At 67.3% G+C, this 24,004-nt stretch carries 23 protein-coding genes; 10 read left to right on the top strand and 13 right to left on the bottom strand.

The window, feature by feature from the left end:
* Positions 1-107 precede the first annotated feature (107 nt).
* The 3 genes from WNM05_RS21540 to WNM05_RS21530 all read left to right on the top strand — a co-directional run bounded on the left by WNM05_RS21540 (position 108) and on the right by WNM05_RS21530 (position 1,484).
* Positions 108-689 (top strand): biliverdin-producing heme oxygenase, encoded by a 582-nt coding sequence (locus tag WNM05_RS21540; RefSeq protein WP_434635181.1) that lies wholly within the window; start codon positions 108-110, stop codon positions 687-689.
* 20 nt (positions 690-709) lie between these two features.
* Entirely contained in the window at positions 710-1,069 is a 360-nt protein-coding gene (locus WNM05_RS21535; RefSeq protein ID WP_434630897.1) for a YbaN family protein, read from the top strand.
* Between the two features lie 88 nt (positions 1,070-1,157).
* On the top strand, positions 1,158-1,484 hold the full coding sequence (locus WNM05_RS21530; protein WP_434630894.1) for a hypothetical protein: 327 nt from the start codon (positions 1,158-1,160) through the stop codon (positions 1,482-1,484).
* A 1-nt stretch (position 1,485) separates the two neighbouring features.
* Here the strand turns inward: WNM05_RS21530 and WNM05_RS21525 are convergent, their stop codons facing one another.
* Positions 1,486-2,073, bottom strand: coding sequence for a DUF4124 domain-containing protein (locus WNM05_RS21525; RefSeq protein ID WP_434630891.1), 588 nt, complete (start codon positions 2,071-2,073; stop codon positions 1,486-1,488).
* A complete protein-coding gene (pyrE, locus tag WNM05_RS21520; protein WP_434630889.1) occupies positions 2,073-2,717 on the bottom strand; it encodes an orotate phosphoribosyltransferase in 645 nt (214 codons plus the stop codon). Before pyrE ends, WNM05_RS21525 begins: the two co-directional genes overlap by 1 nt.
* A gap of 74 nt (positions 2,718-2,791) precedes the next feature.
* On the opposite strand from pyrE, the gene WNM05_RS21515 reads away from it, so the two are divergent.
* On the top strand, positions 2,792-3,568 hold the full coding sequence (locus WNM05_RS21515; protein WP_434630886.1) for an exodeoxyribonuclease III: 777 nt from the start codon (positions 2,792-2,794) through the stop codon (positions 3,566-3,568).
* The gene (locus WNM05_RS21510; protein ID WP_434630883.1) at positions 3,568-4,164 is read left to right on the top strand and encodes an alpha/beta hydrolase; all 597 of its coding nucleotides are present in this window, start codon (positions 3,568-3,570) and stop codon (positions 4,162-4,164) included. Before WNM05_RS21515 ends, WNM05_RS21510 begins: the two co-directional genes overlap by 1 nt.
* 46 nt (positions 4,165-4,210) lie before the next feature.
* Here WNM05_RS21510 and WNM05_RS21505 read toward each other — a convergent pair whose 3' ends face one another.
* Complete coding sequence (locus tag WNM05_RS21505; protein ID WP_434630880.1) at positions 4,211-5,050, bottom strand: sulfurtransferase; 840 nt, start codon at positions 5,048-5,050, stop codon at positions 4,211-4,213.
* A gap of 71 nt (positions 5,051-5,121) precedes the next feature.
* A complete protein-coding gene (locus WNM05_RS21500; protein WP_434630878.1) occupies positions 5,122-5,520 on the bottom strand; it encodes an HIT family protein in 399 nt (132 codons plus the stop codon).
* A gap of 152 nt (positions 5,521-5,672) precedes the next feature.
* Here WNM05_RS21500 and WNM05_RS21495 point away from each other — a divergent pair, with 152 nt between their 5' ends.
* The gene (locus WNM05_RS21495) at positions 5,673-6,989 is read left to right on the top strand and encodes a hemolysin family protein (protein WP_434630875.1); all 1,317 of its coding nucleotides are present in this window, start codon (positions 5,673-5,675) and stop codon (positions 6,987-6,989) included.
* Positions 6,990-7,121: 132 nt separating this feature from the next.
* Positions 7,122-7,364: a hypothetical protein gene (locus WNM05_RS21490; RefSeq protein WP_434630872.1), complete on the top strand. Its 243-nt coding sequence runs from the start codon at positions 7,122-7,124 to the stop codon at positions 7,362-7,364.
* A 19-nt stretch (positions 7,365-7,383) separates the two neighbouring features.
* On the opposite strand, the gene WNM05_RS21485 is transcribed toward WNM05_RS21490, so the two are convergent.
* Complete coding sequence (locus tag WNM05_RS21485) at positions 7,384-7,647, bottom strand: hypothetical protein (RefSeq protein WP_434630869.1); 264 nt, start codon at positions 7,645-7,647, stop codon at positions 7,384-7,386.
* Between WNM05_RS21485 and WNM05_RS21480 the strand changes: the two genes are divergently transcribed.
* The gene (locus WNM05_RS21480) at positions 7,646-9,253 is read left to right on the top strand and encodes a glycosyl hydrolase family 18 protein (RefSeq protein ID WP_434630866.1); all 1,608 of its coding nucleotides are present in this window, start codon (positions 7,646-7,648) and stop codon (positions 9,251-9,253) included. The two genes, WNM05_RS21485 and WNM05_RS21480, sit on opposite strands and share 2 nt — an antisense overlap.
* Before the next feature lie 63 nt (positions 9,254-9,316).
* Here the strand turns inward: WNM05_RS21480 and WNM05_RS21475 are convergent, their stop codons facing one another.
* The 8 genes from WNM05_RS21475 to WNM05_RS21440 form a co-directional block, all read right to left on the bottom strand.
* Entirely contained in the window at positions 9,317-9,841 is a 525-nt protein-coding gene (locus WNM05_RS21475) for a cysteine hydrolase family protein (protein ID WP_434630863.1), read from the bottom strand.
* 34 nt (positions 9,842-9,875) lie between these two features.
* On the bottom strand, positions 9,876-10,847 hold the full coding sequence (locus WNM05_RS21470; RefSeq protein WP_434630860.1) for a D-2-hydroxyacid dehydrogenase family protein: 972 nt from the start codon (positions 10,845-10,847) through the stop codon (positions 9,876-9,878).
* Positions 10,848-10,887: 40 nt separating this feature from the next.
* Positions 10,888-12,369, bottom strand: a complete 1,482-nt coding sequence (locus WNM05_RS21465; protein ID WP_434630857.1) for a sensor domain-containing diguanylate cyclase — start codon at positions 12,367-12,369, stop codon at positions 10,888-10,890.
* A 257-nt stretch (positions 12,370-12,626) separates the two neighbouring features.
* The gene (locus tag WNM05_RS21460; protein ID WP_434630854.1) at positions 12,627-13,421 is read right to left on the bottom strand and encodes a MerR family transcriptional regulator; all 795 of its coding nucleotides are present in this window, start codon (positions 13,419-13,421) and stop codon (positions 12,627-12,629) included.
* Between the two features lie 99 nt (positions 13,422-13,520).
* Positions 13,521-17,375, bottom strand: coding sequence for a DUF3683 domain-containing protein (locus tag WNM05_RS21455; RefSeq protein ID WP_434630851.1), 3,855 nt, complete (start codon positions 17,373-17,375; stop codon positions 13,521-13,523).
* A gap of 261 nt (positions 17,376-17,636) precedes the next feature.
* Positions 17,637-18,611: a 4-hydroxythreonine-4-phosphate dehydrogenase PdxA gene (pdxA, locus tag WNM05_RS21450; protein WP_434630848.1), complete on the bottom strand. Its 975-nt coding sequence runs from the start codon at positions 18,609-18,611 to the stop codon at positions 17,637-17,639.
* Complete coding sequence (locus WNM05_RS21445) at positions 18,611-19,906, bottom strand: peptidylprolyl isomerase (protein WP_434630845.1); 1,296 nt, start codon at positions 19,904-19,906, stop codon at positions 18,611-18,613. The genes pdxA and WNM05_RS21445 overlap by 1 nt, the downstream gene beginning before the upstream one ends.
* 9 nt (positions 19,907-19,915) lie before the next feature.
* Positions 19,916-22,171, bottom strand: a complete 2,256-nt coding sequence (locus WNM05_RS21440) for an LPS-assembly protein LptD (RefSeq protein ID WP_434630843.1) — start codon at positions 22,169-22,171, stop codon at positions 19,916-19,918.
* Between the two features lie 149 nt (positions 22,172-22,320).
* Here WNM05_RS21440 and amgK point away from each other — a divergent pair, with 149 nt between their 5' ends.
* Together amgK and WNM05_RS21430 are read left to right on the top strand one after the other, a co-directional pair.
* Entirely contained in the window at positions 22,321-23,355 is a 1,035-nt protein-coding gene (amgK, locus tag WNM05_RS21435) for an N-acetylmuramate/N-acetylglucosamine kinase AmgK (protein WP_434630840.1), read from the top strand.
* Entirely contained in the window at positions 23,355-23,999 is a 645-nt protein-coding gene (locus WNM05_RS21430; protein WP_434630837.1) for a hypothetical protein, read from the top strand. The genes amgK and WNM05_RS21430 overlap by 1 nt, the downstream gene beginning before the upstream one ends.
* The last annotated feature ends 5 nt before the right edge of the window (positions 24,000-24,004 follow it).

Here is a 24,004-nt window from a genome sequence, read left to right as displayed (position 1 = left end):
TTTCCCGTCTCGCAGCCGTTGCCGCTTTTTCTTTTAAATAAAAATGGTTATCATTACGATTTAATCGCCGGCGGCCATGTTCCACCATGCAACAGGATGTACCCGTGATGAGCACCGTAATCGAACGCACCCGCACCCAGGACCTGAAGGCCCGCACCCACGAGACCCATGAGCAGCTCGATCAGCGCATCATGGCCAATCAGCCGTTCGCCAGCCGCGACAACTACGCGCGCTTCCTCGATGCTCAATACCGTTTCCTGCGCGACGCCGACGCCTTGTACGACAACCCGGAACTGTCCAAGCTGTTCTCCGACCTGGCCGAGCGCCGCCGTTATCTGAGCATCGCCGCCGACATGGGCGATCTGGGCCGGCCGCTGCCGCAGCTCGACGCGGCGCCGGTCAGCGCCAGCCTGGACGTGGCCAGCGCGATGGGCTGGCTCTACGTGGTCGAGGGCTCCAAGCTCGGCGCCGCCATCCTGTACAAGCTGGCCGGCAAGCTGGGTCTGGACGAGAACTTCGGCGCCCGCCACCTGGCCGGCCATCCGGATGGCCGCGCCCGACACTGGCGCAGCTTCACCTCGGCGCTGGACGGCCTGCAGCTGGACGACGAGGCGGAGGCGCGCGTCACCGCCGGCGCGGTGGCGGCCTTCGCCTGCATGAACGGCCATCTGGACCGGGTGTACGCTTGAGCGCGACGCCGCATCGGGCGGTGCGTTGGCTTTATCTGCTGGGCGGTTGCGCGATGGTGGCGCTGGCGGTGATGGGCGCCCTGCTGCCGGTGATGCCGACCACCATCTTCCTGATCCTGGCGCTGGCCTGTTTCAGCAAGTCGTCGCCGCGGCTGGAGGCCAGGCTGCTGGCGCATCCGCGCTACGGTCCCGGCCTGAGGCTCTGGCGCGAGCAACGGGTGGTGCCGGTCAAGGCCAAGTGCTTCGCGGCGCTGGGCATGGGCGCCGGCTTCGCGGCGCTGCTGCTGGCGCGGCCGCCGCATTGGGTGCCCTGGCTGGTGGCGGCGATCGAGCTGGCGGTGCTGGCCTATCTGCTCGGCCGGCCATCGAGGCCGCGTTGACGGGCTCCGCGCCCGGCGCAATGGAGCTGCCGGCCGGCTTGCCGCATAATGGCGGCAGAACGGCCGGATGGCGGCCAAGGGGAATTCGATGACACTGATCAAGAGCGTGCCGTTGCTGACGGCGCTGTGGGCGGGCGCCGCGCTGGCGCAGACGGCGGACGAGCAGCTGCTGGCGGCGCAGATGGCGTTCCAGCAGGCGCAGAGCCAGCAGCGGCTGGCCGATACCAGGATGAAGGCGGCCGAGGACGCCAAGGCGCTGGCCGAGCAGCGGCTGGCCGGCGCCCAGGCGGCGCTGGACAAGGCCAATGCCGAGCTGGCGGCGGCCGGCGCCGCGCAAAGCGGCGCGCAACAGGGATTGAATCAGGCCACGCAGACGCTGAACCAGGCCTGGCAGCGCAAGGAAGGCGGCCAGTAACTTACCTGGCGTTCAGCTGCTGGTAGCGCAGCAGATCCTGCTGCATCTTCTGGCGGTAGGCGTCGATCTCGGCGCGCTTGGCGGCGATCATCGCGGCGATGTCCTTCTGTTCGTGCTGCAAGACCTGCAGATCGTGCTGGGCGGCGGCGCGCGGCGGCTGATGCTGGCGGGCGGCGAGGTCGGCGTCCTTCTGCAGATTGCGCTGCTGCAGCGCCAGCCCCTGCGCGCGCAATTCCAGCGCGCGCAACGCCGATTGCAGCGCCGACAGCTGCTTCTGGCGGTCGGCTTTCAGATCGGCCAGCGACGGATAGCTCTGGCTCAAGGCCTGGTCGTGCCGCTGTTGTTCCTGGCGCTGCTGCAGCGCCTGCCGGGCGGCGGCGGCGGATGCCTCGCGCGCCTGCCGCTGGGCCTCGGTTTCCGCCTGCCGGGTGACGGCGCCTTGCCGGCTCAGCTCGGAGACGCCGCGGCTCTGGCTCTGCAGCGGCGGAGCGTCGCTGTAGTGCGTCTTGCCGGTTTCGTCCACCCACTTGTACACGCCGGCCTGGGCCAGCGAGCACAGCAGCAGCGATAATCCGGCAAGCGTCTTCATCAGTAGTCGACTCCGTATTCGGCGCGATAGGCGCGGACCGCGTCCAGATGCGCCGCCAGTTCCGGGCTGTTTTCCAGGAAGCCCAGCACGTCTTTCAGCGTGGCGATCGCCACCACCGGCAGGCCGTGCTGCTGGGCCACTTCCTGCACCGCCGACAATTCGCCCTGGCCGCGCTCCATCCGGTCCAGCGCGATCGCGACGCCGGCCGGTTCGGCGCCGGCGGCGCGGATCAGCGCCACCGATTCGCGCACCGAGGTGCCGGCCGAGATCACATCGTCTATGATCAGCACCTTGCCCCGCAGCGGCGCGCCGACCAGGGTGCCGCCCTCGCCGTGGTCCTTCGCTTCCTTGCGGTTGTAGGCGAAGGGCACGTTGCGGCCCTGTTCGGCCAAGGCCATGCCGGCGGCGGCGGCCAGTATGATGCCTTTATAGGCCGGCCCGAACAGCATGTCGAATTCGATGCCGCCGGCCAGGATGGATCGGGCGTAGAAGCGCGACAGGCTCAGCGTGGACGCGCCGTCGTTGAACAGGCCGGCATTGAAGAAGTAGGGCGACTTGCGGCCCGCCTTGGTGATGAACTCGCCAAACTTCAAAACCTGCTTGTCGAGCGCAAAACGAATAAAATCCTGACGGAAATCGCTCATCCTAAGTCCTCACTGAATCGTTAACTGTTTGAACGGCTGAAAAAAACCGCCGCAAGCATAGCACGGGAGACACAATGCTTCGAATCGTTTCCGCCAACCTCAATGGCATCCGCTCGGCGGACAAGAAGGGCTTCTTCGATTGGCTGGCCACCATCAACGCCGATTTCGTCTGCGTGCAGGAACTGAAGGCGCAGGCCGGTGACCTGTCCGAGCGCATGCGCAATCCGGACGGGCTGGCCGGTTATTTCCACTATGCCGAGAAGAAGGGCTACAGCGGCGTGGGCCTGTACACCCGGCACCAGCCGGACGCGGTGGTCGAGGGGCTGGGCGTCGACTGGATCGATGCCGAGGGCCGCTTCCTGCAGCTGGATTTCGGCAAATTGTCGGTGGTGTCGCTGTATCTGCCGTCCGGCTCCAGCAGCGACGAGCGCCAGCAGGTGAAGTTCGACTTCCTCGACGTCTTCATGCCGCACCTGGAAAAGCTGCGGGCCGACGGCCGCGACATCGTGATCTGCGGCGACTGGAACATCGCCCACAACGAGATAGACCTGAAGAACTGGAAGGGCAATCTGAAGAATTCCGGCTTCCTGCCGGAGGAGCGCGCGTGGATGACCGACCTCCTGGGGCGCGTCGGCTGGCGCGACGTCTGGCGCAATCTGTATCCGGAGGCGCCGGGCTACACCTGGTGGAGCAACCGCGGCCAGGCCTATGCCAAGGACGTCGGCTGGCGTATCGACTACCAGATCGTCACGCCGTCGCTGATGGAGCTGGCCGAATCCTCCAGCGTCTACAAGGACGAGAAATTCTCCGACCACGCGCCGCTGATCGTCGATTACCGGCGGGCGTTGTGATGTGGGACGACGATGACGTCACGCTGCTGACGGTGCCGGGCTGGGGCGGCTCCGGCGACGCGCACTGGCACGGCTATTGGGAGAGGACCTATCCGCTGGCGCGCCGCGTCGCGCAGCGCGACTGGCTGTATCCGGATCGCGCCGAGTGGGTGGCGGGCTTGTCCGCCGCCGTCGCCGGCATGCCGGGCAAGCTGGTCATCGCTGCCCACAGCCTGGGCTGTCACACCGCCGTCGCCTGGCTGTTGCAGGCTTCGCTGCAGCAGCAGCGCGCGGTGAAGGGCGTGCTGCTGGTGGCGCCGCCGGATCTGCCCATCGCCGAAGCGGTGGCGCGCGCGAGCGGCGAGTTGCCGGCCGGCGCGCCGTTGCCGGCCTTTTCCGGCTTCGAGGCGCCGCTGGCGCAGCGCTTGCCGGCGCCGGCCATCGTCGCCGCCAGCCGCGACGATCCGTTCTGCGGCTTCGAGGCGGCAGCCCGGATGGCGGCGGACTGGGGCGCGGCGCTCCACGACGTCGGCGCCTGCGGCCATATCGGCAGCCGGGCCGGCCTCGGCAGCTGGCCGGCCGGCCAGCGTCTGTTGCAGCGTCTGATCCTGGGGTGAGGCCGCCCCTCTCCCTCTGTCCTTCTTCCTTTGACGGAGAGGGGGCTCAGCGCGCGACCGGCCGCGCCGGATCGCTGCACCACTCGCTCCACGAGCCCGGGTACAGCCGGCTGCCGGCGTAGCCGGCGATCTCCATGGACAGCAGATTGTGGCAGGCGGTGACGCCGGAGCCGCACTGGTGGACGACGGCTGCCGGGTCGAAGCCGGTCCCGAGCAGCGCCTCCCATTCGGCGCGCAACTGCTCCGCCGGCTTGAAGCGCTGGTCGCCGGCCAGATTGTTCATGAAGAAGCGGTTGGCCGCGCCGGGGATGTGGCCGGCCACCGGGTCCACCGTTTCGCCGACGCCGCGGAAGCGCTCGGCGCTGCGGGCGTCGACGACGGTGAACGACGGCGTTTCCAGATTGGCCAGCACGGCGTCGGCGTCGACCGCGCCAACCAGGGCCGGACGGATGGCGAAGCGGCGCGAGCGCCGGCCGGGCGCCTCGGTGTCGACGGCGAAGCCGGCGGCTTTCCAGGCGGCGAGGCCGCCGTCCAGCACCGCGGCGTTTTCGTGTCCCAGCCAGCGCAGCAGCCACCAGGCGCGCGCCGCGTACTGGCCGCTGCCGTCGTCGTAGGCGACGACCTGGGCATGTTCGTCGACGCCTATCGCGCCGAGGTCCACCGCCAGCCGCTGGCCGTCCGGCAGCGGATGGCGGCCGTTGCGGCCGTTCTTGCTGCCGGACAGGTGGTAGTCCAGATGCAGGTAGTGGGCGCCGGGGAGGTGGCCCTGCTCGTAGGCGGCGTGGCCGTAGTCGGGGTTGTCCAGCTGGAAGCGGCAGTCCAGCAGCACCAGCCGGTCGGCGTCGAGGCCGGCCAGTTGTTCGGGCGTGATCAGCGTGGTGTACATGGTGGAGCCCTGAGCGAGGGGAAAGTCCCCAGCCTAGCGGCAGGCGGCGGCGTTTGGCAAGCCGCGCCCGCTCAGGCCGCCAGCGCCGCGCGCAGCGCTTCGGCCAGTCCGGGCCGGCCGTGGTCGGCGCCGTCGCGCCGCGGCGCGGCCCAGATCGGACTGGGGAAATGGGCGTCGTCGGCGAAGCGCGGGATCACGTGCCAGTGCAGGTGCGGCACCATATTGCCGAGGCTGGCCAGATTGATCTTGGCCGGCCGCATCACCGTCCGCAGCGCCGCTTCCACGCGATAGACCCAGTCCATCAGATGCGCCCGGTCAGCCGCGTCCAGATCGGTCATTTCGGCGACGTGGCCGCGCCAGATCACGCGGCAGAAGCCCGGATAGCCGGCCTCGTCGACCAGCAGCACCCGCAGCTTGTCGTCCTGGTGCAGCAGCTCGCCTTTCGGCTCGCCGCAGAGTTCGCATGCCATGTTACGCTCCGATTGATAAGAGGTTGTTGATTCTACGCGCAGCGGCGTCAACAGGGCAGGGCAAAGCGTCTGTTATACTAAAACGATTGTCCGTCCGCCGCGCGCATGCCGGCGTGCCGTTTTCCGACCGCAAGAACCGCCTGGGAATCGCCGTGAGTTTCGTCAACAGCCTATTTGTCATTGCCGTCCTGATCGCCGCCAGCGCCTTTTTCTCGGTATCGGAAATCTCGCTGGCCGCCGCGCGCAAGATCAAGCTGCGGCAGCTGGCGGAGGAGGGCGACGGCAATGCCGCGCGGGTGCTGGAGCTGCAGCAGCAGCCGGGCCACTTCTTCACCGTGGTGCAGATAGGCCTGAACGCCGTGGCCATCCTGGCCGGCATCCTGGGCGAGGCGGCGTTCACGCCGTACTTCGCCACGATGCTGCACCTGATGACGCCGGCCGGCTGGGTCGAGCATCTGAGCTTCATGCTGTCCTTCCTGTGCGTGACCTCGCTGTTCGTGCTGTTCGCCGACCTGATGCCGAAGCGGCTGGGCATGGTGGCGCCGGAGCGCATCGCGCTGCTGGTGGTGCGGCCGATGATGTTCTGCGTGCAGCTGTTCCGGCCGCTGGTGTGGCTGTTCAACGGCCTGGCCAATGTGTTCTTCCGCCTGTTCGGCGTGCCGACGGCGCGGCCCGAGGACCTGACGCCGGACGACTTGCTGGCGATGATGGACGCGGGCGCCGAAGCCGGGGTGCTGCAGCAGAAGGAACACCACCTGATCGAGAACGTGTTCGAGCTGGAGAGCCGCACGGTGCCGTCGTCGATGACGGCGCGCGAGAGCATCATCTATTTCACGCTGCACGAGGACGAGTCCAGCATCAAGCAGAAGATCGCCGAGCACCCGCACACCAAGTTCCTGGTCTGCGACGGCGTGATCGACTCGGTGATCGGCTATGTCGATTCCAAGGACATCCTGATGCGGCTGATCAACCAGCAGAGCCTGTCGATGAAGCGCGAGCTGACGATACGCAATGTGCTGATCATTCCGGACACGCTGACGCTGTCCGAGCTGTTGGAACGCTTCAAGGCCTCGCGCGAGGATTTCGCGGTGGTGATGAACGAGTACGCGCTGGTGGTCGGCGTGATCACGCTGAACGACGTGATGAGCACGGTGATGGGCGATCTGGTCAACCAGTTCCAGGAGGAGCAGGTGGTGCGCCGCGACGAGCGCTCCTGGCTGGTCGATGGCGCGACGCCGGTCGAGGACGTGCTGCGTGCGCTGGACATCGAGTCATTCCCGGACGACGAGAACTACGAGACCATCGCCGGCTTCATGATGTATATGCTGCGCAAGATTCCGAAGCGCACCGACAGCGTCGAATACGAGGGCTACAAATTCGAGGTGGTCGACATCGACAACTACCGGATAGACCAGCTCCTGGTGACGCTGATCCCGCCGACGCCTGCCGAGGCGGAATCGGACCGCTGACATTACGATTGGTTACACCCGCTTACACAGGCCTCACAGACGCGATGGGGCGGTCTGCCTAACATGGATTCAAGGACGCCGGAAACGGCGCCCCGGAACAAGATCCCCACACTCGGATTCGGGAGCATGACCATGAAAAAACTGACCGCCCTTCTGCTGGCCGCCGCTCTGGGCCTGGGTTCCGCCGCCACCTACGCCGCCGACGCCTCCGCTCCGGCCGCCAAGGCCGCCGCGCCTGCCAAGCACCACAAGCATCACAAGAAGCACCACGCGAAGAAGGCCAGCTCGGCCCCGGCCGCGCAAAAGGCCCAGGCCGCCAAGAAGCACCACAAGCACCATCATCACGGCCACAAGAAGCATCACAATCCGAAGTAAGGCGGCCCGACGGGCCCGGTCATCGCCGGATGCGAGAGAAAGGAGGCTGAGCCTCCTTTTTATTTTGGCCGGCATTTTTAATTTTCTGTTGCGTATATGTCGGTTTGGATAGTAAAAACCTGTTAAAAATGACAGGTGATTGGTTCTCTTCTTGTATTCCGATCTGGATATTCGATTCTGATACCAATGTAATACCACGTGAGCCGCTCATGCTGGTGATTGCATCGGCAAGAGCGAATCGCCCTCTGCCTTCCATCCAGTCCAAGAAGAGGAGAAACACCATGCTGAACTTCCCGTTGTCCCGCGCGCTGTTGGCCGTCGGCGCCGCTTTCGCGCTGGCCCAGGCTGCCTGGGCCGCGCCTTCGTGCTCGCCCTGGAGCAGCAGCCAGGTCTATAACGCCGGCGACTACGCCACCTTCAACGGCCAGACCTGGCGTGCCAGCTGGTGGACCCAGGGCGAACAGCCGGGAAGCAGCCAGTGGGGCGCCTGGCAGCAGCGTCCGGCCAGCGAGTGCACGCCCGGCGATCCGAGCCAGCCGGGCCAGCCTGGCAGCGGCGTGCCGCCCGAGCCCAAGCCCACCGTCGGCCGCCATGTCGGTTCCTACTTCACCCAATGGGGCATCTACGACCGCAACTACAAGGTCGCCAACCTGGTCAAGGCCGGCGGCGACAAGCAGCTGACCTTCCTGAACTACGCCTTCGGCAATGTCTACGCCGACGGCAAGTGCGGCATGGTCACCCGCGCCGAGAACGGCAACGGCGATGGCGGCGACGCCTGGGCCGACTACCAGCGCTCCTTCGCCGCCAACGAGTCGGTGGACGGCAAGGCAGACAGCTGGAACGATCCGCTGCGCGGCAATTTCAACCAGCTGCGCAAGCTGAAGCTGGCCAATCCTTCGCTGAAGGTGCTGATCTCGCTGGGCGGCTGGACCTGGTCGAAGAACTTCGGCAAGTTCGCGGCCACCGACGCCGGCCGCAAGGCGATGGTGAGCTCGTGCATAGACCTCTACATCAAGGGCAACCTGCCGGTGGGCGAGAGCGCCGGCGGACAGGCCGCGGCGCTGGGCGTGTTCGACGGCTTCGACATCGACTGGGAATACCCGGGCGGCGGCGGCCTGCCGACCAATACCGTCGATCCCAACGACAAGCAGAACTACACGCTGCTGATGGCCGAGTTCCGCAATCAGCTGAACGCGCTGTCGACGCAGAACAAGCGCCGCTACTACCTGACCGCCGCGATCGGCTCCGGCGTCGACAAGATCCGCAACACCGAGCCGGCGGCCTACAGCGCCTATCTCGACTGGATCAACGTGATGACCTACGACTTCCACGGCGGCTGGGATGCCAAGGGGCCGACCAACTTCCAGTCCAACCTCTATCGCGATCCGGCCGCGCCGGTGACCGGCGACCAGGTCTACTATACCGTCGACGACGCGGTGAAGACCCTGGTGGGCGCCGGCGTGCCGCGTGCCAAGATCAATGTGGGCCTGCCGTTCTACGGTCGCGGCTGGGCCGGCGTCGCCGCCGGTCCGAAGGGCGACGGCCTGTACCAGGTGGCCACCGGTCCGGCCAAGGGGACTTACGAGCAGGGCATAGAGGACTACCGCGTGCTGGTGACCCGCAGCGCGAAGCAGTTCAACAGCCCGGTGGCCAAGCAGCTGTGGACTTACGACGGCAACGAGTTCTGGAGCTACGACGACCCGGCCACCATCCGCGGCAAGCTGGATTACGTGCGCTCGCAGCAGCTTGGCGGCGTGTTCAGCTGGTCGCTGGACGGCGACGATGCGCAGGCGACGCTGCTGAAGACCAGCGCCGAGGTGAGGCTGGATGCGGCGACCGCCGCCCAGCGCCGCGCGGCGGCGGCGAAAGCCAAGGCGATGAAGAAGTAGGCGGGCGCGGACGGGAAAACGGCGGGGCATGCCCCGCCGTTTTTCATTGCCACGGCCCGGGTGTCACAGCTCGGCCGCCGGCAGCACCCGCAGAGGCTGCGGCGTGGCGCTGGACGCGCGCCAGACGGCATTGAAGTGGTCGACCACCTGCTCGCCGCTGAGCGCGAAGGCGCTGAGCGTGGTATGGCCGTCGGCGATGGCGGTGACCTGATAGCCGCGCGACACCGCGTTGCGCAAGGTGCTGTCGACGCAGAAATCGGTGGCGGCGCCGCCTACCCACAGCTTGCTTGCGCCCTGCGCCGACAGCAGTTGCGCCAGATCGGTTTCGCAGAAGCTGTCGCCGTAGCGTTTGTAGACGATGGGATCGCCATCCCGGCGCGCGAGCCCGGGATGCAGCTGCCAGGCGTCGGAGCCGCGCGGCAGGTCGTCCTCCTCGTGCTGGACGAAAATCACCGGCATGCCGCGCTGGCGGGCCTTGGCGATGGCGAGGTTGAGATTGTCGAGCACGGCGTCGAGGCGGGCGGCGCGCAGTTCTCCTTCGACTACGCCGACCTGGACATCGATGATCAGCAGGGCGGTATCGGACATGCTTGTTCTCCTGTGGCGAGGGGGGGGCGGGCGTTCAGCCCAGGACTTCGGGATTCAGCACGTGGGCGGTGTCGCCGTTGAAGAAACGCAGCGCGTTGTCGCAGGCGATCTCCAGGTACTGGCGGTAGCTGGTCTCCTCGGCGTAGCCGAGGTGCGGGGTGCACATCACATTGGGACGGCCGAAGAGCGGGTGGGCCGTGTCGTAGACCGGCTCCCGCTCGAACACGTCGAGCGCGGCGAAGCCGGGGCGCCCGGCGTCCAGCGCCGCCTGCAGCGCGCCGGGTGCGATCAGCTCGGCGCGGCTGGTGTTGACCAGCAGCGCGTCCGGCTTCATCGCCGCGAGATCGGCCGGGCCGACATTGCCGGCGGTGGCCGGGACCAGCCGCTGGTGCAGCGAAACGACGTCGGCCTCGGCGAAGAAGGCCTCGCGGCTGGCGGCGGCCCGGTAGCCGAGCGCCAGCGCCTCGTCGCGGGCGCGCTCGCTGCCCCAGACCAGCACCCGCATGCCGAAGGCGCGGCCGTAGCCGGCCACCAGCTTGCCTATCTTGCCGAAGCCGAGTATGCCCAGCGTGGCGTCGCGCACGACCCGGCCGGCCGGTCCCTGCCAGTCGCCGCGGCGCAGGCTGTCCACCGATTCCAGCAGACGGCGGCGCGCGGCCATGATCAACAGCCAGGTCAACTCGGCCGGCGCGTACGGCGAACCGCTGCCTTCCACGACGGCGACGCCGGCGCGGCTGCAGGCGTCGACGTCGATATTGCGCGCCAGCTTGCCGGTCTGGCTGACCAGCTTCAGCCGAGGCATGCGCGCCAGCAGCGCCGCGTCGACGACGGTACGCTCGCGTATCAGCAGCAGCGCGTCGGCCTCGGCCAGCGCGGCGTCGGCGTCCGGCAGCCGGGACAGGTCGCCGACGCCGCGGCAGACGACGGCCGGATGGCGATGCAGTTCGGCGAGTTGCGGGACGATGTTCTGATAGTCGTCGGGAACGAGCAGGCGAAGAGTGGACATCGTAGGGTCTCGCGGAGAAAGTCCACATTGTAATCATTTATCATGTCTTCGCCGAGCCTTCGATGCCGGACACGCTTGCCGGTTCGGCGCGGCAGACGCGGTTGCGGCCGCCCTGTTTGGCCGCGTACAGCGCCTTGTCGGCGCGAGACACCGCCGATTCCAGCGTCTCCGGCTCCAGCCACTGGCACAGGCCTATGCTGACGGTGATGTGGACGGGGCCGGCCGCCGCGTGCATGACGTGGCGCGACACCGCCAGGCGCAGCCGTTCCGCCAGCGCGTCGTCGTCGCCGTAGCTCGCCGACAGTACGACGAATTCCTCGCCGCCCCAGCGGATCAGCAGATCATTGCCGCGCAGCTGGGAACGCAGCAGCTCGGTGATTTCGCGCAGCAGCTGGTCGCCGACCTGGTGGCCGTGTTGATCGTTGACCTGCTTGAAATGGTCGATGTCGAGTATCTGCAGCAGGGGCCGGGCGCCGATGCGCTGGCAATGGCGAAGCCAGCCGGGCAGCAGTTCCAGGAAGGCCAGCCGGTTCAGACAGCCGGTCAGCTGGTCGGTGGTGGCCAGCTGGCGCAGCCTGTCCTGATGGCGGTGCAGCGTCGCCAGCACCGTCAGCACCACCAGCAGCAGGATGGCGGAATTGATCGCCAGATTGGCCAGCAGCCGGCGGTGCAGCTTCTGCAACGGGCCGGTCTCGTCCTGCTCCACCAGCAGGCGCCAGCCCAATTCCGGCAACAGCCGGCTGCTCAGCAGGTAGCGCTTGTCGTTCAGCCGGTATTCCAGCCGCTGCGGCTGTTCGCCGCCGGCCAGTATCGCGTCGGCGAGGCCGGCCAGGCCCGGCAGGTCCTGCAGCCGCCGCTGGGGTCGCGGCGCGCTGTCCAGCATGATGCGGCCGTCCCGATCTATGAAGTAGATCCGCCGCTGCAGGCGCCGCTCGTATTCGGCCAGCCGCGCGCGCAGCCTGTCCAGTTCCAGGCCGACGCCGATGACGCCGAGCAGCTTCCCCTGCGCGTCGACGACGCGCTGGTTGATGAAGATGGTGGCCTTGCCGCCATTGGTCATGTCCCAGTCGATATTGATCTCGTGCGGCTCGCGCATCCGGCTGCTGCGGAAGTACCAGCTGTCTGACGGGTCGTTGGCCGAGACGGTCTTCAGCACGCCGCGCGCGTAGTAGTAGCGATGCGTGCGCTCGGACACCAGGAAGCTGCCGCTGATGCCGTAGCGGCCGTCGATCGTCGAGAGGTAGCGGCTGGCGCGCGCCGGGTCGATTTCGCCCTGCCGCAGCCAGTCCAGCAGGAAGGTGTCGCGGGCCATCAGCTCCGCGACCGACAAGGGCCGCAGTATGCCCTGGTCTATCTCCGACATGACGGAGTCGCCGGACAGCGGCAAATCCTGTTCCACCAGGCTGCGGCTGATGTCGTCGCTGGTCTGGTGATAATACAGCGCGGCATTCAGCAGGATACCGCCCAGAAGCAGCAGCGTGACGGTGACGACCAGGCGGTAAGGCGCGAATGGTGCGGGCACGCGGCTCCTCCGTAAGGAGAGTGGCGGATGGCTGAAAACCGGTAACAGGCTTTCAGCCTAGGATGCTACGCGCATCGCGCCAAGCCGTCACTCGCGCACCGGCTTGGCCGGCGCAGAAAAACGGGTATCGTCGGCATTGCGGGACGTCGGCCGGGAAGGCCCCGGAGACCGGGGGACAAGCATCGCGAGGGGGGCGGGCCCTTGGCGCGGAGGGGCCGGCAGCGGCTGTCGCCGATCCCGGCCTACTGTGCAATCGGTCAGCGGATCGGGATGTACAGCTCGGTCAGCGAGTCCGGGTGGTCAGGCGCGATGAAGCGCTCGTCCATGTATTCGAATTCTATGCCGTCCACCGGCTCCAGGCCGGCCGCCGGCAGCCAGCTGCCATGGATGGCGCGGAAGGTGGCCGGAAGGCCGTCCACCGGGCCGACGTGGCGGAATCGGGCATAGCGCTGGGCGGGAACGTCGACCGCCGCCATGCCGTCCGGCACCGGCGCGTCCGCCTCGGCCTGCAGGGCGGCGAGGTAGCGCCAGCCGCCGTCGGGCAGCGGCTGGCACAGGCCGTAACTGCTGCCGGGGCGGGCGTCGGCGATCTCGTGTTCGCGGACGAGGAAGCGCTGCCACATCGATGGGATGTCGCCTTCGTCCTGGGGGCTCCAGGCGAGGCCGATGACGCGGAAGGCGGGCAGGGTGACGATGTCGGGTGTTTGCATGGCGGTCTGGCTCCGTTCGGTCTGGTCGAGGTGGCGCTCGATGCGAGCGATCCGCTCGCGCCGCGTTTCGATCTCGCCCCGAAGCCGCGCCGCGTGTTCCCGCAGCGCGCGGCGCAGCGCCGCGTCGTCGGCCGGCAGCAGCCTGGCGATCTCGTCCAGCGGCAGGCCAAGCTCGCGCAGCATGACGATGCGGCCCAGCTCCTCGACCTGCGCAGGCAGGTAGTAGCGGTAGCCGTTGTCGCGGCCGGTCAGCGCCGGGCGGAACAGGCCGATGCCGTCGTAGTGGCGCAGCGTCTTGGTGCTGAGGCCGTAGCAGCGGGCCAGTTGTCCGATGGTGAGCATCGATCGAAACGCGTCGTGATGGATGGAGGCAGTGTGGACCTTGCCGCAGGGGCAAGGTCAAGCCCCGGCCTTTCCTGGGCGGAAGGGCCGGGAACGGATTTACAATAGCACCCGCTCGATGCCGCCGTTGCGGGCGCGGGCCACGTAGTCCGGCAGCCAGTTCTCGCCGAGCAGGTGGCGGGCGATCTCGACGACGATGTAGTCGGCCTCGGTGCCGGTGTCGTCGTTGTAGCGCGACAGGCCCTGCAGGCAGGACGGGCAGGAGGTCAGGATCTTCACCGGCTGGGCCGGCGCTTCGCCGCCGGTCAGCGTCTGCAGATTGCGTTTGATCTCCTCTTCCTTGCGCGCGCGGACCTGGGTGGCGATGTCGGGCCGGCTGGCGGCGAAGGTGCCGGCCTCGCCGCAGCAGCGGTCGGTCAGCGGCACGCCGCCGCCCATCAGCTCGTTGACGACCTTGAGCGGCTGGTGCGTCTTCATCGGCGTGTGGCAGGGGTCGTGGTACAGGTACTGCTGGCCCTGGATGCCGTCCAGCTTGACGCCCTTCTCCATCAGGTACTCGTGGATGTCGATGACGCGGCAGCCGGGGAAGATGTCCTCGAAGCGATAGTGCGCCAGCTGGTCGAAGCAGGTGCCGCAGCTGACCACCACGGTCTTGATGTCCAGATAGTTCAGCGTGTTGGCGACGCGGTGGAACAGCACGCGGTTCTCGGTGGTGATCGCGTCGCCCTTGTCCTGGTAGCCGGCGCTGGTCTGCGGATAGCCGCAGCACAGATAGCCGGGCGGCAGCACCGTCTGCGCGCCGACGTGCCACAGCATCGCCTGGGTGGCGAGGCCGACCTGGCTGAACAGCCTCTCCGAGCCGCAGCCGGGGAAGTAGAACACCGCCTCGGCGTCCTCGGCCGCCTGCGGATTGCGTATCACCGGCACGATGTGCGGATCCTCGACATCCAAGAGCGCGCGCGCGGTCTTCTTCGGCAGGCCGCCCGGCATAGGCCGGTTGATGAAGTGGATCACCTGCTGCTTGATCGGCGCCGGGCCGACGGTGGCCGGCGGCTGCTTCTTCTGGCCGGCGAGCAGGCCGAGGCGTCTGCCTACGCTGTTGCCGAGGCGCTGCGCCTTGTAGCCGACGCCGACGAGGCCGCTGCGCAGGGTCTTGATCGTCGCCGGGTCCTTGGCGGTCAGGAAGGCCATGCCGAGCGCGGTGCCGGGGTTGAACTTCTTCTTGCCGGCCTTCCTGAGGAAGTTGCGCATCGCCACCGACACGTCGCCGAAATCGATCTTCACCGGGCAGGGCTTGACGCAGCGGTGGCAGACCGTGCAGTGGTCGGCCACGTCGGACAGTTCCTCGAAGTGCTTGAGGCTGACGCCGCGGCGGGTCTGCTCCTCGTACAGGAAGGCCTCGGTCAGCAGGCCGACGCCGAGTATCTTGTTGCGCGGGCTGTACAGCAGGTTGGCGCGCGGCACGTGGGTCGAGCACACCGGCTTGCACTTGCCGCAGCGCAGGCAATCCTTGATCGAGTCGTTGATCTGGCCGATGTCGGACTGCTCCAGGATCAGCGACTCGGCGCCCAGCAGCGAGAACGACGGCGTGTAGGCCAGGCCGAGGTCTGCGCCAGGCAGCAGCTTGCCGCGGTTGAAGTGGCCGTTCGGGTCCACCTGTTTCTTGTAGTCGCGGAACGGGCCGATCTCGTCGTCGCTGAGGAATTCCAGCTTGGTGATGCCGATGCCGTGTTCGCCGGAGATCACGCCGCCGAGCGCGCGCGCCAGCGCCATGATGCGCTCGACCGCGCGGTGGGCCGTCTGCAGCATCCGGTAGTTGTCCGAGTTGACCGGCAGGTTGGTGTGCACATTGCCGTCGCCGGCGTGCATGTGCAGCGCGACGAAGACCCGGCCGCGCAGCACGTGCTTGTGCAATTCGCCGATGGCGGTGCGGATGCCGGCGGCGGCGTTGCCGGAGAAGATCTGTTCCAGCTCGGCCAGCACCTCGCGTTTCCAGCTGACGCGCAGCGCGAAGTCGCGCAGTGCGTGGAACACGGTGTCCGGCCGCGCGGCGGCGTCTTCCCGCGGCGCGTCAGGCCAGCGGGCGGCGTATTCGTGGAACGGCGCGTCAATGTGGTCCAGCAGCCACTGCCAGCGGTCGCGGTTGACGGCCAGCAGCGACAGCGCGGCGGCGCGCCGGTCGCCGATCAGCTCTTCCGACGGCAGGTTGGTGTCCATCTTGTCCACCGGCAGCCGGCCGTGGAAGTACTCGGTCAAGGTGTCCAGCAGCTCGATCTTGTTGGCGATGGACAGCTCGATATTGATCCGTTCGATGCCGTCGCTGTAGTCGCCGAGCCGCGGCAGCGGAATCACCACGTCCTCGTTGATCTTGAACGCATTGGTGTGCTTGGCGATGGCGGCGGTGCGGCTGCGGTCCAGCCAGAAGGTCTTGCGCGCCTCCGGCGTCACCGCGATGAAGCCCTCGCCGTGGCGGGCGTTGGCGATGCGCACCACCTGGCTGGCGGCCTCGGCGGCGGCGTTCTCGTCGTCGGAGACGATGTCGGCGATCAGCACCATCTTCGGGCGGCCGCGGCTCTTGGCCTTGGTCGCATAGCCGACGGCGCGCACATAGCGCCAGTCCAGGTGCTCCAGGCCGGCCAGCTGCACGCCTGCGGCCAGGCAGGCGCCGCCCGGCTTGAACAGGTCGGTGATCTCGACGATGGCCGGCGTGGCCTCGGCGACGGTGCCGAAGAACTCCAGGCAGACGGTGCGGGTGTGTTTCGGCATCTTGTGCAGCACGAAGCGGGCGCTGGTGATGATGCCGTCGCAGCCTTCCTTCTGCACGCCGGGCAGGCCGGCGAGGAATTTGTCGGTGACGTCCTTGCCCAGGCCCACCTTGCGGAAGGCGCTGCCGGGAATGACCAGTTCGCGGCTTGCTTCGACGGTCTCGCCGTCGTCGGCCAGCCGCGATACGCGGAAGCGGGCGACGTCGACGTCGTGGATCTTGCCGTAGTTGTGGGCGATGCGCTCCACCAACTGCCAATGGCCGTCCGGGTCCACCATCTTCCAGCTGGCCAGATTGTCCAGCGTCGTGCCCCACAGCACGGCCTTCTTGCCGCCGGCGTTCATCGCGATATTGCCGCCGATACAGGAGGCCTCGGCCGAGGTCGGGTCCACGGCGAACACCAGGCCGGCCGCCGACGCGGCCTCGGACACGCGGGCGGTGACGACGCCGGCGCCGCAATGGATGGTGGCGCGCGGGCCGTCTAGGCCGGGCAATTCGACATGCTCGACGCCGAGGTGGCGGTCGAGCTTTTCGGTGTTGATCACCGCGCTCATCCGGTCCAGCGGCACCGCGCCGCCGGTGTAGCCGGTGCCGCCGCCGCGCGGGATGATGGTCAGGCCCAGCTCGATGCAGGCGCGCACCAGCGGCGCCATCTCGGCCTCGCTGTCCGGGCTCAGCACGACGAACGGGTATTCGACGCGCCAGTCGGTGGCGTCGGTGACGTGGGCGACGCGGGACAGGCCGTCGAACAGGATGTTGTCGCGGCGGGTCAGCCGGGTCAGCTTCTTCAGCACGCGGGCGCGCAGCTCGCGGGTTTCGTCGAACTGGCGGGCGAAGGCGTCGACGGCCGCGTGCGCGGCGGCGATCATCTCTTCGACGCGGCCGTTGCCGTGGCGGCGCTTTTCCACTTCGTGGAGCCGGTGGCGCATCGCCTCGACCAGCGCCGACAGGCGCTTCGGATTGTCCAGCAGGTCGTCGACCAGATACGGGTTGCGGTCCACCACCCAGATGTCGCCGAGCACCTCGAACAGCATCCGCGCCGAGCGGCCGGTCTTGCGTTCGCCGCGCAAGGCGTCCAGCAGCTGCCACATCGGTTCGCCGAGCAGGCGGATGATGATTTCGCGATCGGAGTACGAGGTGTAGTTGTACGGGATCTCCCGCAGGCGTTGTTCGCTGGTGATGGCTGTCATTTGTCCGCAAGCTGGGTTTTATTAGAGGAATGCCTGTCAGTGTATCCCAATTGCTGCGATGCGAAAAATACGCGTGGGACAGGGTTTTTCCTCTTGATATCAAGATATTGCCGCCTGGAGACGGGCGAGCGCGCCGAAATTGATTTGGATATTTTATTCGGCGGGAATGGCGACGCGCCGTCGGTCTGCCGGCGCGGATGACTGGATGGGGGGAGGGGCGGCGGCGTCGCTGGCTATGCGCGGTCTTGCCGCTCCGGCGCGTCAGCGGCCGGTCAGCTGCATCGCCAGCCGCACCGCCTCGACCAGGCTGCCCGGATCGGCGCGGCCGCTGCCGGCGAGATCCAGCGCCGTGCCGTGGTCGACCGAGGTGCGGACGATGGGCAGGCCCAGCGTGATATTGATGCCTGCGCCGAAGCTGGCGTGCTTGAGTACCGGCAGGCCCTGGTCGTGGTACATCGCCAGCACCGCGTCGGCGGCGGCCAGCTTGTCCGGGTTGAACAGCGTGTCGGCCGGCAGCGGGCCGACCAGATTGATGCCTTCGGCGCGCAGCGCGTCCAGCGCCGGTTCGATGACGTCGATTTCCTCGCGCCCCATGTGGCCGCTCTCGCCGGCGTGCGGATTGAGGCCGGCGACCAGGATGCGCGGCGCGTCTATGCCGAACTTGCCGACCAGGTCGGCGTGCAGGATGCGGATCACCTCGAACAGCAGCGGCGCGGTGATCGCGTCGGCGACCTCGCGAAGCGGCAAATGGGTGGTGGCGAGCGCGACGCGCATGCCGCCGCCGGCCAGCATCATCACCACCTTCTTCGTCCCGGTGCGTTCGGCCAGGTATTCGGTATGGCCGGTGAACGGCACGCCGGCGTCGTTGATCACGCCCTTGTGGACCGGCGCCGTCACCATCGCGGCGAATTCGCCGGATACGCAGCCGTCTATCGCCGCGTCCAGCGTGGCGAGCACGTAGCGGCCGTTGGCCGGATTCAGCCGGCCGGCCTCGGCCGTTTCGGCCAGCGGCACATGCAGCACTTCCAGCGCGCCGGCCGGCGCAGGGCGGCCTGCGCGGTAGTCGGCCAGCTCGATGTCCAGCCCGAGCGCGGCGGCGCGGCCGGCCAGCAGGCCGCGATCGGCGATCACGACGCAGCGGGCCTCGGGGGCCAGCCGAGGCAGCCGCAGCGCCAGGTCCGGGCCGATGCCGGCCGGTTCGCCGGCGGTGACCGCCAGAACGGGCCTGTCCGTCATCACTTGTCGTCCAGATGCTCTTCGACGAAGGCCGAGTCGCGCAGTTGGCGCACCCAGTCGGCGTAGGCCTGCTCCATCTTGCGGGAGCGGATCTGCTGCTTGATCGCCATCTTCTCGTGATCGCTGGAAACGTCCTGATTGCGACGGCCCTCGACCAGGATCAGATGCCAGCCGAACGGGCTGCGCACCGGCTGCGACAGCTGGTCCACCGGCAGGGCCACCATCGCCTTCTCGAACTCCGGCACCAGATCGCCTAGGTTGACCCAGCCGAGGTCGCCGCCCTTGGCGTTGCTGCCGTCCTCCGAGTACAGCTTGGCCATGTCGGCGAACTTGGCGCCGCGCATGATGCGGTCGCGGACCTGGTCGATGCGGGCACGGGCGTCGGACTCCGACACCGCCTCGTTGGTGCGGATCAGGATGTGGCGGACATGGTATTGCTCGACCATCATCGGCGCGCCGCCGGCGCGCTTGTCCTGCAGCTGGAAGATGAAGAAGCCCTGCTGGGTGCGGACCACGTCGGTATGCGCGCCGGTTTTCAGCTGTTCCAGCATCTGCACGAACTCCACCGGCAGCGAGGTGGCGTTGCGCCAGCCCATGTCGCCGCCCTTCAGCGCGTTAGGCGCGTCGGAGTAGGTGGCGGACACCTTGGCGAACGGCTGGCCGGCGTCGAGTTCGCTCAGCGCCTTGTGCACCTTCTGCGACAGCGCGTCGATCTGCTTGGCGTCGGCGCGCTCGGGCACGCTGATCAGGATGCTGGCCAGATGGTATTCGGTGCGGTTGGCGCTCTGCGCGCTCTTCAGCACCTGGTCGACCTCGCTGTCGCTGACCGATACCCGCGAGGCGACCTCGCTGTCGCGCAACCGCGAGATCGTCAGCTCGCGGCGGATGTCGGCGCGCAGCTGGCCCATCGTGATGCCGTCCTTGGCCAGCTGGGCCTTCAGGCCCTCGCTGCTCAGCTTGTTCTGCTTCGCCAGGTTGGCGATCGCCTGGTCGACGGCGGCGTCGTCTATCTTCAGGCCGCCGCTGGCGGCGTATTGCAGCTGCACCTCTTCGGTGATCATCTGCTCCAGCACCTGGCGCGCCAGCACGTCGCGGGACGGCGGCGTCACCTTCTGCGCCTGCAGTTGCTTGATCGCCTCGTCCACCCGGGCCTGCAGCTCCTGCCAGGTGATCACGTTCTTGTTGACCACGGCGACGATGCGGTCGACTTCGCGCACCGGGGCCGGGGAGACGGGAGCCGCCAGCGCCGCTTGCATGGCGCCGGCAATCAACAGGACAAGCAGGGTCTTTTTCATGGTCAGGCTTTATTGCTCATTAGTCTTGGTGTAGCCGGGAATGGCCAGGCGCAACGTGTCTTGCAGGCCGTTGCTGCCCAGGGCTCCCAGCCCCTTCAGTTCCAGCTGGAAGAATATCGCGTTCCGGGTCGTGGTCAGGTCGGTGACATAGCGCTGGGTATAGAAGCGCGCCGACCAGCAGCCATCGTTGTACTCAAAGCCGGCCAGTTGATCAATAGGCTTGCGGCTGATCAGCGAGTAATTGTAGCGGCCGATGGCGTACCAGCGGCGGGCGATCGGCCATTGCGCGGCCACGTCGACCTGGCGCAGCGGGCCGTAGGTGCTGTTGTCGTCCAACAGCTCGTAGACGCCGTAGCGATAGCGGATGCTGGCGACCTTGCCCGGTTCCGGGTTGTAGCGCAGCCGGACGTCGTAGCGCTGCGTCGCCTGTATGGTCGGATTGTATTCGTAACCGCTGTCCAGCCGCACCGAGCGGGTCAGGTCGCCGCCGGCGGACAGCATCCAGTCGTTGCCGGTATTGGTCACCTGGGCGGGCGTGCCGGCCAGCACGATGTCCTGCTGGCTGAAGTAGTAGCGCTTGCCGATGGCGATGCGCAGCCGTTCCAGGCCGTTGCTCTGGTCGATGAAGCGGCTGGTCAGCGCGGTGGTGATCTCGTTGGCGCCGTTGATGCGGTCGTAGCCGGAGAAGCGGTTCTCGGTGAACAGCTGGGCGAAGTTGAAGTCGTTGACCGAGGTGTCGAAGTTCGGAAGCTTGCTCTGATCCTTGTTGGGGATGTTGACGTAGAACAGCCGCGGTTCCAGCGTCATCAGGTGGTCGCGTCCCATGAACTGCGTCTCGCGGTCGAAATACAGGCCGGCGTCGGTGCTGAATATCGGCAGCGTGCGCGTGATCGTGCCCTGCGGCTGGCCCTGGAAGGCGTTCAGATTGTATTCGGTGAAGTTGACGCCTATCTTCGGGCGGATGAAGCCCCAGCTGCGATCGAAGTTCCACGTCAGGCTGGGATAGGCGACGAAGCGGTCGCCGGTCTGCAGGCTGGGGTGGTCGAAGCGGGTCAGATCGGTGATCAGGCTGGCGGAGAAATCGGACGGCAGCTTCTGGCTGGCATTCAGCGTCAGCTGCGGCATCCGCGCGTACGGGATGTCGGTCGGCTGCGGATTCAGCGTCAGGTTCTGATAGTGCTGGACGCGCAGCATCGCGTTGGCGCCGCCGCCGGTCCAGTCCATGTTGTAGCTGACCCAGGCCGAGCGGTCGAGGTTGACGTTGGAGGCGACCGCCACCTGGTCGCCGAAGTCGGTGAAATAGGTCTTGTCGGACACCTGGTTGTAGTTCAGGCCGAACGACAGGCCGTGGCCGAGATTCTGGCTGTGCGTCGCGCTCCAGGCATAGCGCGAAGTGTTGGTCACCTTGTCGTTGGGCAGCTGTTCGGTATAGATGGTGCCGCGGTAGTCGGGCTGCAGGTAGCGGAACTCGCCGGCCAGCATATTGCCGTGCTTGTCGTTGAAGTGCGGCGTGATCGTGGCGTCGTAGTTCGGCGCGATGTTCCAGTAATACGGGATCGCGAACTCGGTGCCGGCGGTGCCGGTCTTGAACGTCGGCGCGAGGAAGCCGGACTTGCGGTTGCCGTTCAGCGGGAAATCCAGCCACGGCGTGTACAGGATGGGCACGCCGTAGAACTGCATCCAGGCGTTGTGCGCGACGCCGACGCCGCGGTTGTAGTCGAGGTCGGTGCTGGACGAGTGCAGATACCAGGCATCGTCGCCGGGATCGCAGGTGGTCATCCGGCTGCCGTAGACGCGGTACTGGTTCTGGCCCTGGAAATCCACCTGGCTGCCGTCGCCGCGCATCGTCACCGGCTTGGCGCCCTTCGGCGCCGCGTCCTGCCGCTTCATCGAGAATACCGGGTCCATGCCGGTGCCGCTGTAGTTGTCGACATCGTAATCGAGCGTGCTGCCGTCTATCGTGTCGCCGCCGCGGGTCATGCGGAAGCGGTCGCCGGCCTTGACGCGGTTTTTCGCCTGGTAGTAGTCCAGCCAGTCCGATTCCACTTTCTGATCGTCGCGGGTCACCACCACATCGCCCTTGGCGTGCAGGATCACATTCATCTCGCCGTCGATATTGTCGGCGGTGACCACGGTCTGACCCTCTTGCTTGGGCGGCGTGGGCACGGCGATCGGCGCCTCGTCGTCGGCGCGGGCGGCATGGGCGTTCAGGGCAAAGGCGGCGGCGACGGCCAGCGCCAGCGGGTTCAGTTTTTGTCTAGGCATGCACAAAGCCATATCGTGTGGGCTCGGGCTTGTCGACGCTCGGTCTCGGCGACGCCGGCCGGATCGGCGCCGCGTCTAAATTTAGCGTTAACAGGCCCCTGTGGGCAGTATAAAATCGCTCAATTCTATCAGCACCACGATAAAGCGACATGCAAAGACTGGAACAGCTCAAGAAATGGCTGGCGCAGCAATACCCTGGCGACGAAATCCAGGTTGAGTTCGCCGCCGCCGACGCCGACTTCCGCCGCTATTTCCGCGCGATCTGGCCCGACGGCGCAAGCCGCATCGTGATGGACGCGCCGCCGGAACACATCAATACCGACGCCTACGTCAAGGTGCGAGACATCTTCTCCATGGTGAAAGTGCCCGAGATTTACCTGCGCGACCGCGATCAGGGCTTCATGGTGCTGGAGGACCTGGGCAAGGTCACCTATCTCGCCGCGCTGCAGCACGACGAGCGTCCGCTGGTGCATCGCCATCTGCTGCTGGAGGCGCTGGACACGCTGGTCGAGATCCAGCGCGGCAGCCGCGAAGGCGCGCTGCCGGAATACGACGCGGCCCTGTTGACGCGCGAGCTGGAACTGTTTCCGGAATGGTACTGCGCGAAGGAGCTGGGCAAGCCGCTGAGCGCGGCCCAGCGCCAGCTGTGGGATGCCGGCGTCAAGGCGCTGCTGCCGGCGCTGCTGGCCCAGCCCAGGGTCTTCGTCCACCGCGACTTCATCGTACGCAACCTGATGCTGACCGCCGGCGCGCCCGGCGTGCTGGACTTCCAGGACGCGGTCCATGGCCCGATCAGCTACGACCTGGCATCGCTGCTGCGCGACGCCTTCATCGAATGGGAGGAGGACTTCGTTCTCGATCTGGCCATCCGCTACTGGGAGAAGGCCCGCGCAGCCGGTCTGCCGGTGCCGGAGGCCTTCGACGATTTCTACCGCGCCTTCGAGTGGATGGGCGTGCAGCGCCACCTGAAGGTGGCCGGCATCTTCGCCCGGCTTCATCATCGCGACGGCAAGGACAAGTACCGCGCCGAGATCCCGCGCTTCATCAAGTATCTGAAGCGCACCACGCGCCGCTACGGCGAGCTGGCGCCGTTCTACCAGTTGCTGGTCGACCTGGTCGGCCGCGACGACACCGACGCCGAGCTGCAGTCCAGCTACCCGGTGCTCGGCGTGAAGGGCGGCTGATGCGCCGCCTGTGGCCGCTGTTGCTGTTGCCGACGGCCGCCGTCGGCGCCGGCCTGGCGCAGCGGCAGTGCTTTCAGTCGCAATCGTTCAAGCTTTGCCTGTACCAGGATGTCGGAGCGCAGGGGCTCGACGACGGCGCCGACGGCGACGACGAAGCGAAGCCGCCGCTGGCCCAGGCGGAGTTGCGTATCTACGACAGCCGGGGCGGCCAGCTGTCGCGGCTGCGGGTGGGGCGGTTGTCCAGGCTGGAGCGCACCCGGCTCAGCGACGGCGGCAAACCGGTCTTCCTGCTCGAGGAGAATCATGGCGCCGGCTTCGGCTCCTACTCCGGCGTCGAGGCGAGGCCGTTCACCGTCGGCGAGCGCGGTCTGACCTTCGTCCGGCCTGCGCGGCGCGACGAGGCCAAGCCCTTCGTGATGGCGCGTGCGCTGAAGAGCGACTGGCGCGAGACGCGTGGCGGCTTCCTGCTGCTGTCGTGCGCGCCGGATTTCCCGGCCAGCGGCCAGTGGGACGGACAGACTTTCCGCGTCCGCTACGGACGCTTGAAATTGCAGGACGGCCGCTGGCTGCTGAGCGAGCGCAGCGAGCGCGGATTCTGGGAAAACGAAGGCGATTTCCCGGCCGAACGGCTGTTCCCGAAATGAGAGAA

This window comes from Chromobacterium sp. CV08 (genome assembly GCF_051129845.1).
GTDB lineage: Bacteria > Pseudomonadota > Gammaproteobacteria > Burkholderiales > Chromobacteriaceae > Chromobacterium.
This window is presented reverse-complemented; position numbering and strand designations above follow the sequence as displayed.

Bases quoted from the DNA above. Each gene is read 5' to 3' on its own strand.
- WNM05_RS21510 (WP_434630883.1), top strand. From the start codon at position 3,568: ATGTGGGACGACGATGACGTCACGCTGCTGACGGTGCCGGGCTGGGGC.
- WNM05_RS21515 (WP_434630886.1), top strand. From the start codon at position 2,792: ATGCTTCGAATCGTTTCCGCCAACCTCAATGGCATCCGCTCGGCGGAC.
- WNM05_RS21525 (WP_434630891.1), bottom strand. From the start codon at position 2,073: ATGAAGACGCTTGCCGGATTATCGCTGCTGCTGTGCTCGCTGGCCCAG.
- amgK (WP_434630840.1), top strand. From the start codon at position 22,321: ATGCAAAGACTGGAACAGCTCAAGAAATGGCTGGCGCAGCAATACCCT.
- WNM05_RS21530 (WP_434630894.1), top strand. From the start codon at position 1,158: ATGACACTGATCAAGAGCGTGCCGTTGCTGACGGCGCTGTGGGCGGGC.
- WNM05_RS21440 (WP_434630843.1), bottom strand. From the start codon at position 22,171: ATGCCTAGACAAAAACTGAACCCGCTGGCGCTGGCCGTCGCCGCCGCC.
- pdxA (WP_434630848.1), bottom strand. From the start codon at position 18,611: ATGACGGACAGGCCCGTTCTGGCGGTCACCGCCGGCGAACCGGCCGGC.
- WNM05_RS21540 (WP_434635181.1), top strand. From the start codon at position 108: ATGAGCACCGTAATCGAACGCACCCGCACCCAGGACCTGAAGGCCCGC.
- WNM05_RS21485 (WP_434630869.1), bottom strand. From the start codon at position 7,647: ATGGTGTTTCTCCTCTTCTTGGACTGGATGGAAGGCAGAGGGCGATTC.
- WNM05_RS21445 (WP_434630845.1), bottom strand. From the start codon at position 19,906: ATGAAAAAGACCCTGCTTGTCCTGTTGATTGCCGGCGCCATGCAAGCG.
- WNM05_RS21500 (WP_434630878.1), bottom strand. From the start codon at position 5,520: ATGGCATGCGAACTCTGCGGCGAGCCGAAAGGCGAGCTGCTGCACCAG.
- WNM05_RS21475 (WP_434630863.1), bottom strand. From the start codon at position 9,841: ATGTCCGATACCGCCCTGCTGATCATCGATGTCCAGGTCGGCGTAGTC.
- WNM05_RS21490 (WP_434630872.1), top strand. From the start codon at position 7,122: ATGAAAAAACTGACCGCCCTTCTGCTGGCCGCCGCTCTGGGCCTGGGT.
- WNM05_RS21460 (WP_434630854.1), bottom strand. From the start codon at position 13,421: ATGCTCACCATCGGACAACTGGCCCGCTGCTACGGCCTCAGCACCAAG.
- WNM05_RS21430 (WP_434630837.1), top strand. From the start codon at position 23,355: ATGCGCCGCCTGTGGCCGCTGTTGCTGTTGCCGACGGCCGCCGTCGGC.
- WNM05_RS21505 (WP_434630880.1), bottom strand. From the start codon at position 5,050: ATGTACACCACGCTGATCACGCCCGAACAACTGGCCGGCCTCGACGCC.
- WNM05_RS21470 (WP_434630860.1), bottom strand. From the start codon at position 10,847: ATGTCCACTCTTCGCCTGCTCGTTCCCGACGACTATCAGAACATCGTC.
- WNM05_RS21455 (WP_434630851.1), bottom strand. From the start codon at position 17,375: ATGACAGCCATCACCAGCGAACAACGCCTGCGGGAGATCCCGTACAAC.
- WNM05_RS21480 (WP_434630866.1), top strand. From the start codon at position 7,646: ATGCTGAACTTCCCGTTGTCCCGCGCGCTGTTGGCCGTCGGCGCCGCT.
- pyrE (WP_434630889.1), bottom strand. From the start codon at position 2,717: ATGAGCGATTTCCGTCAGGATTTTATTCGTTTTGCGCTCGACAAGCAG.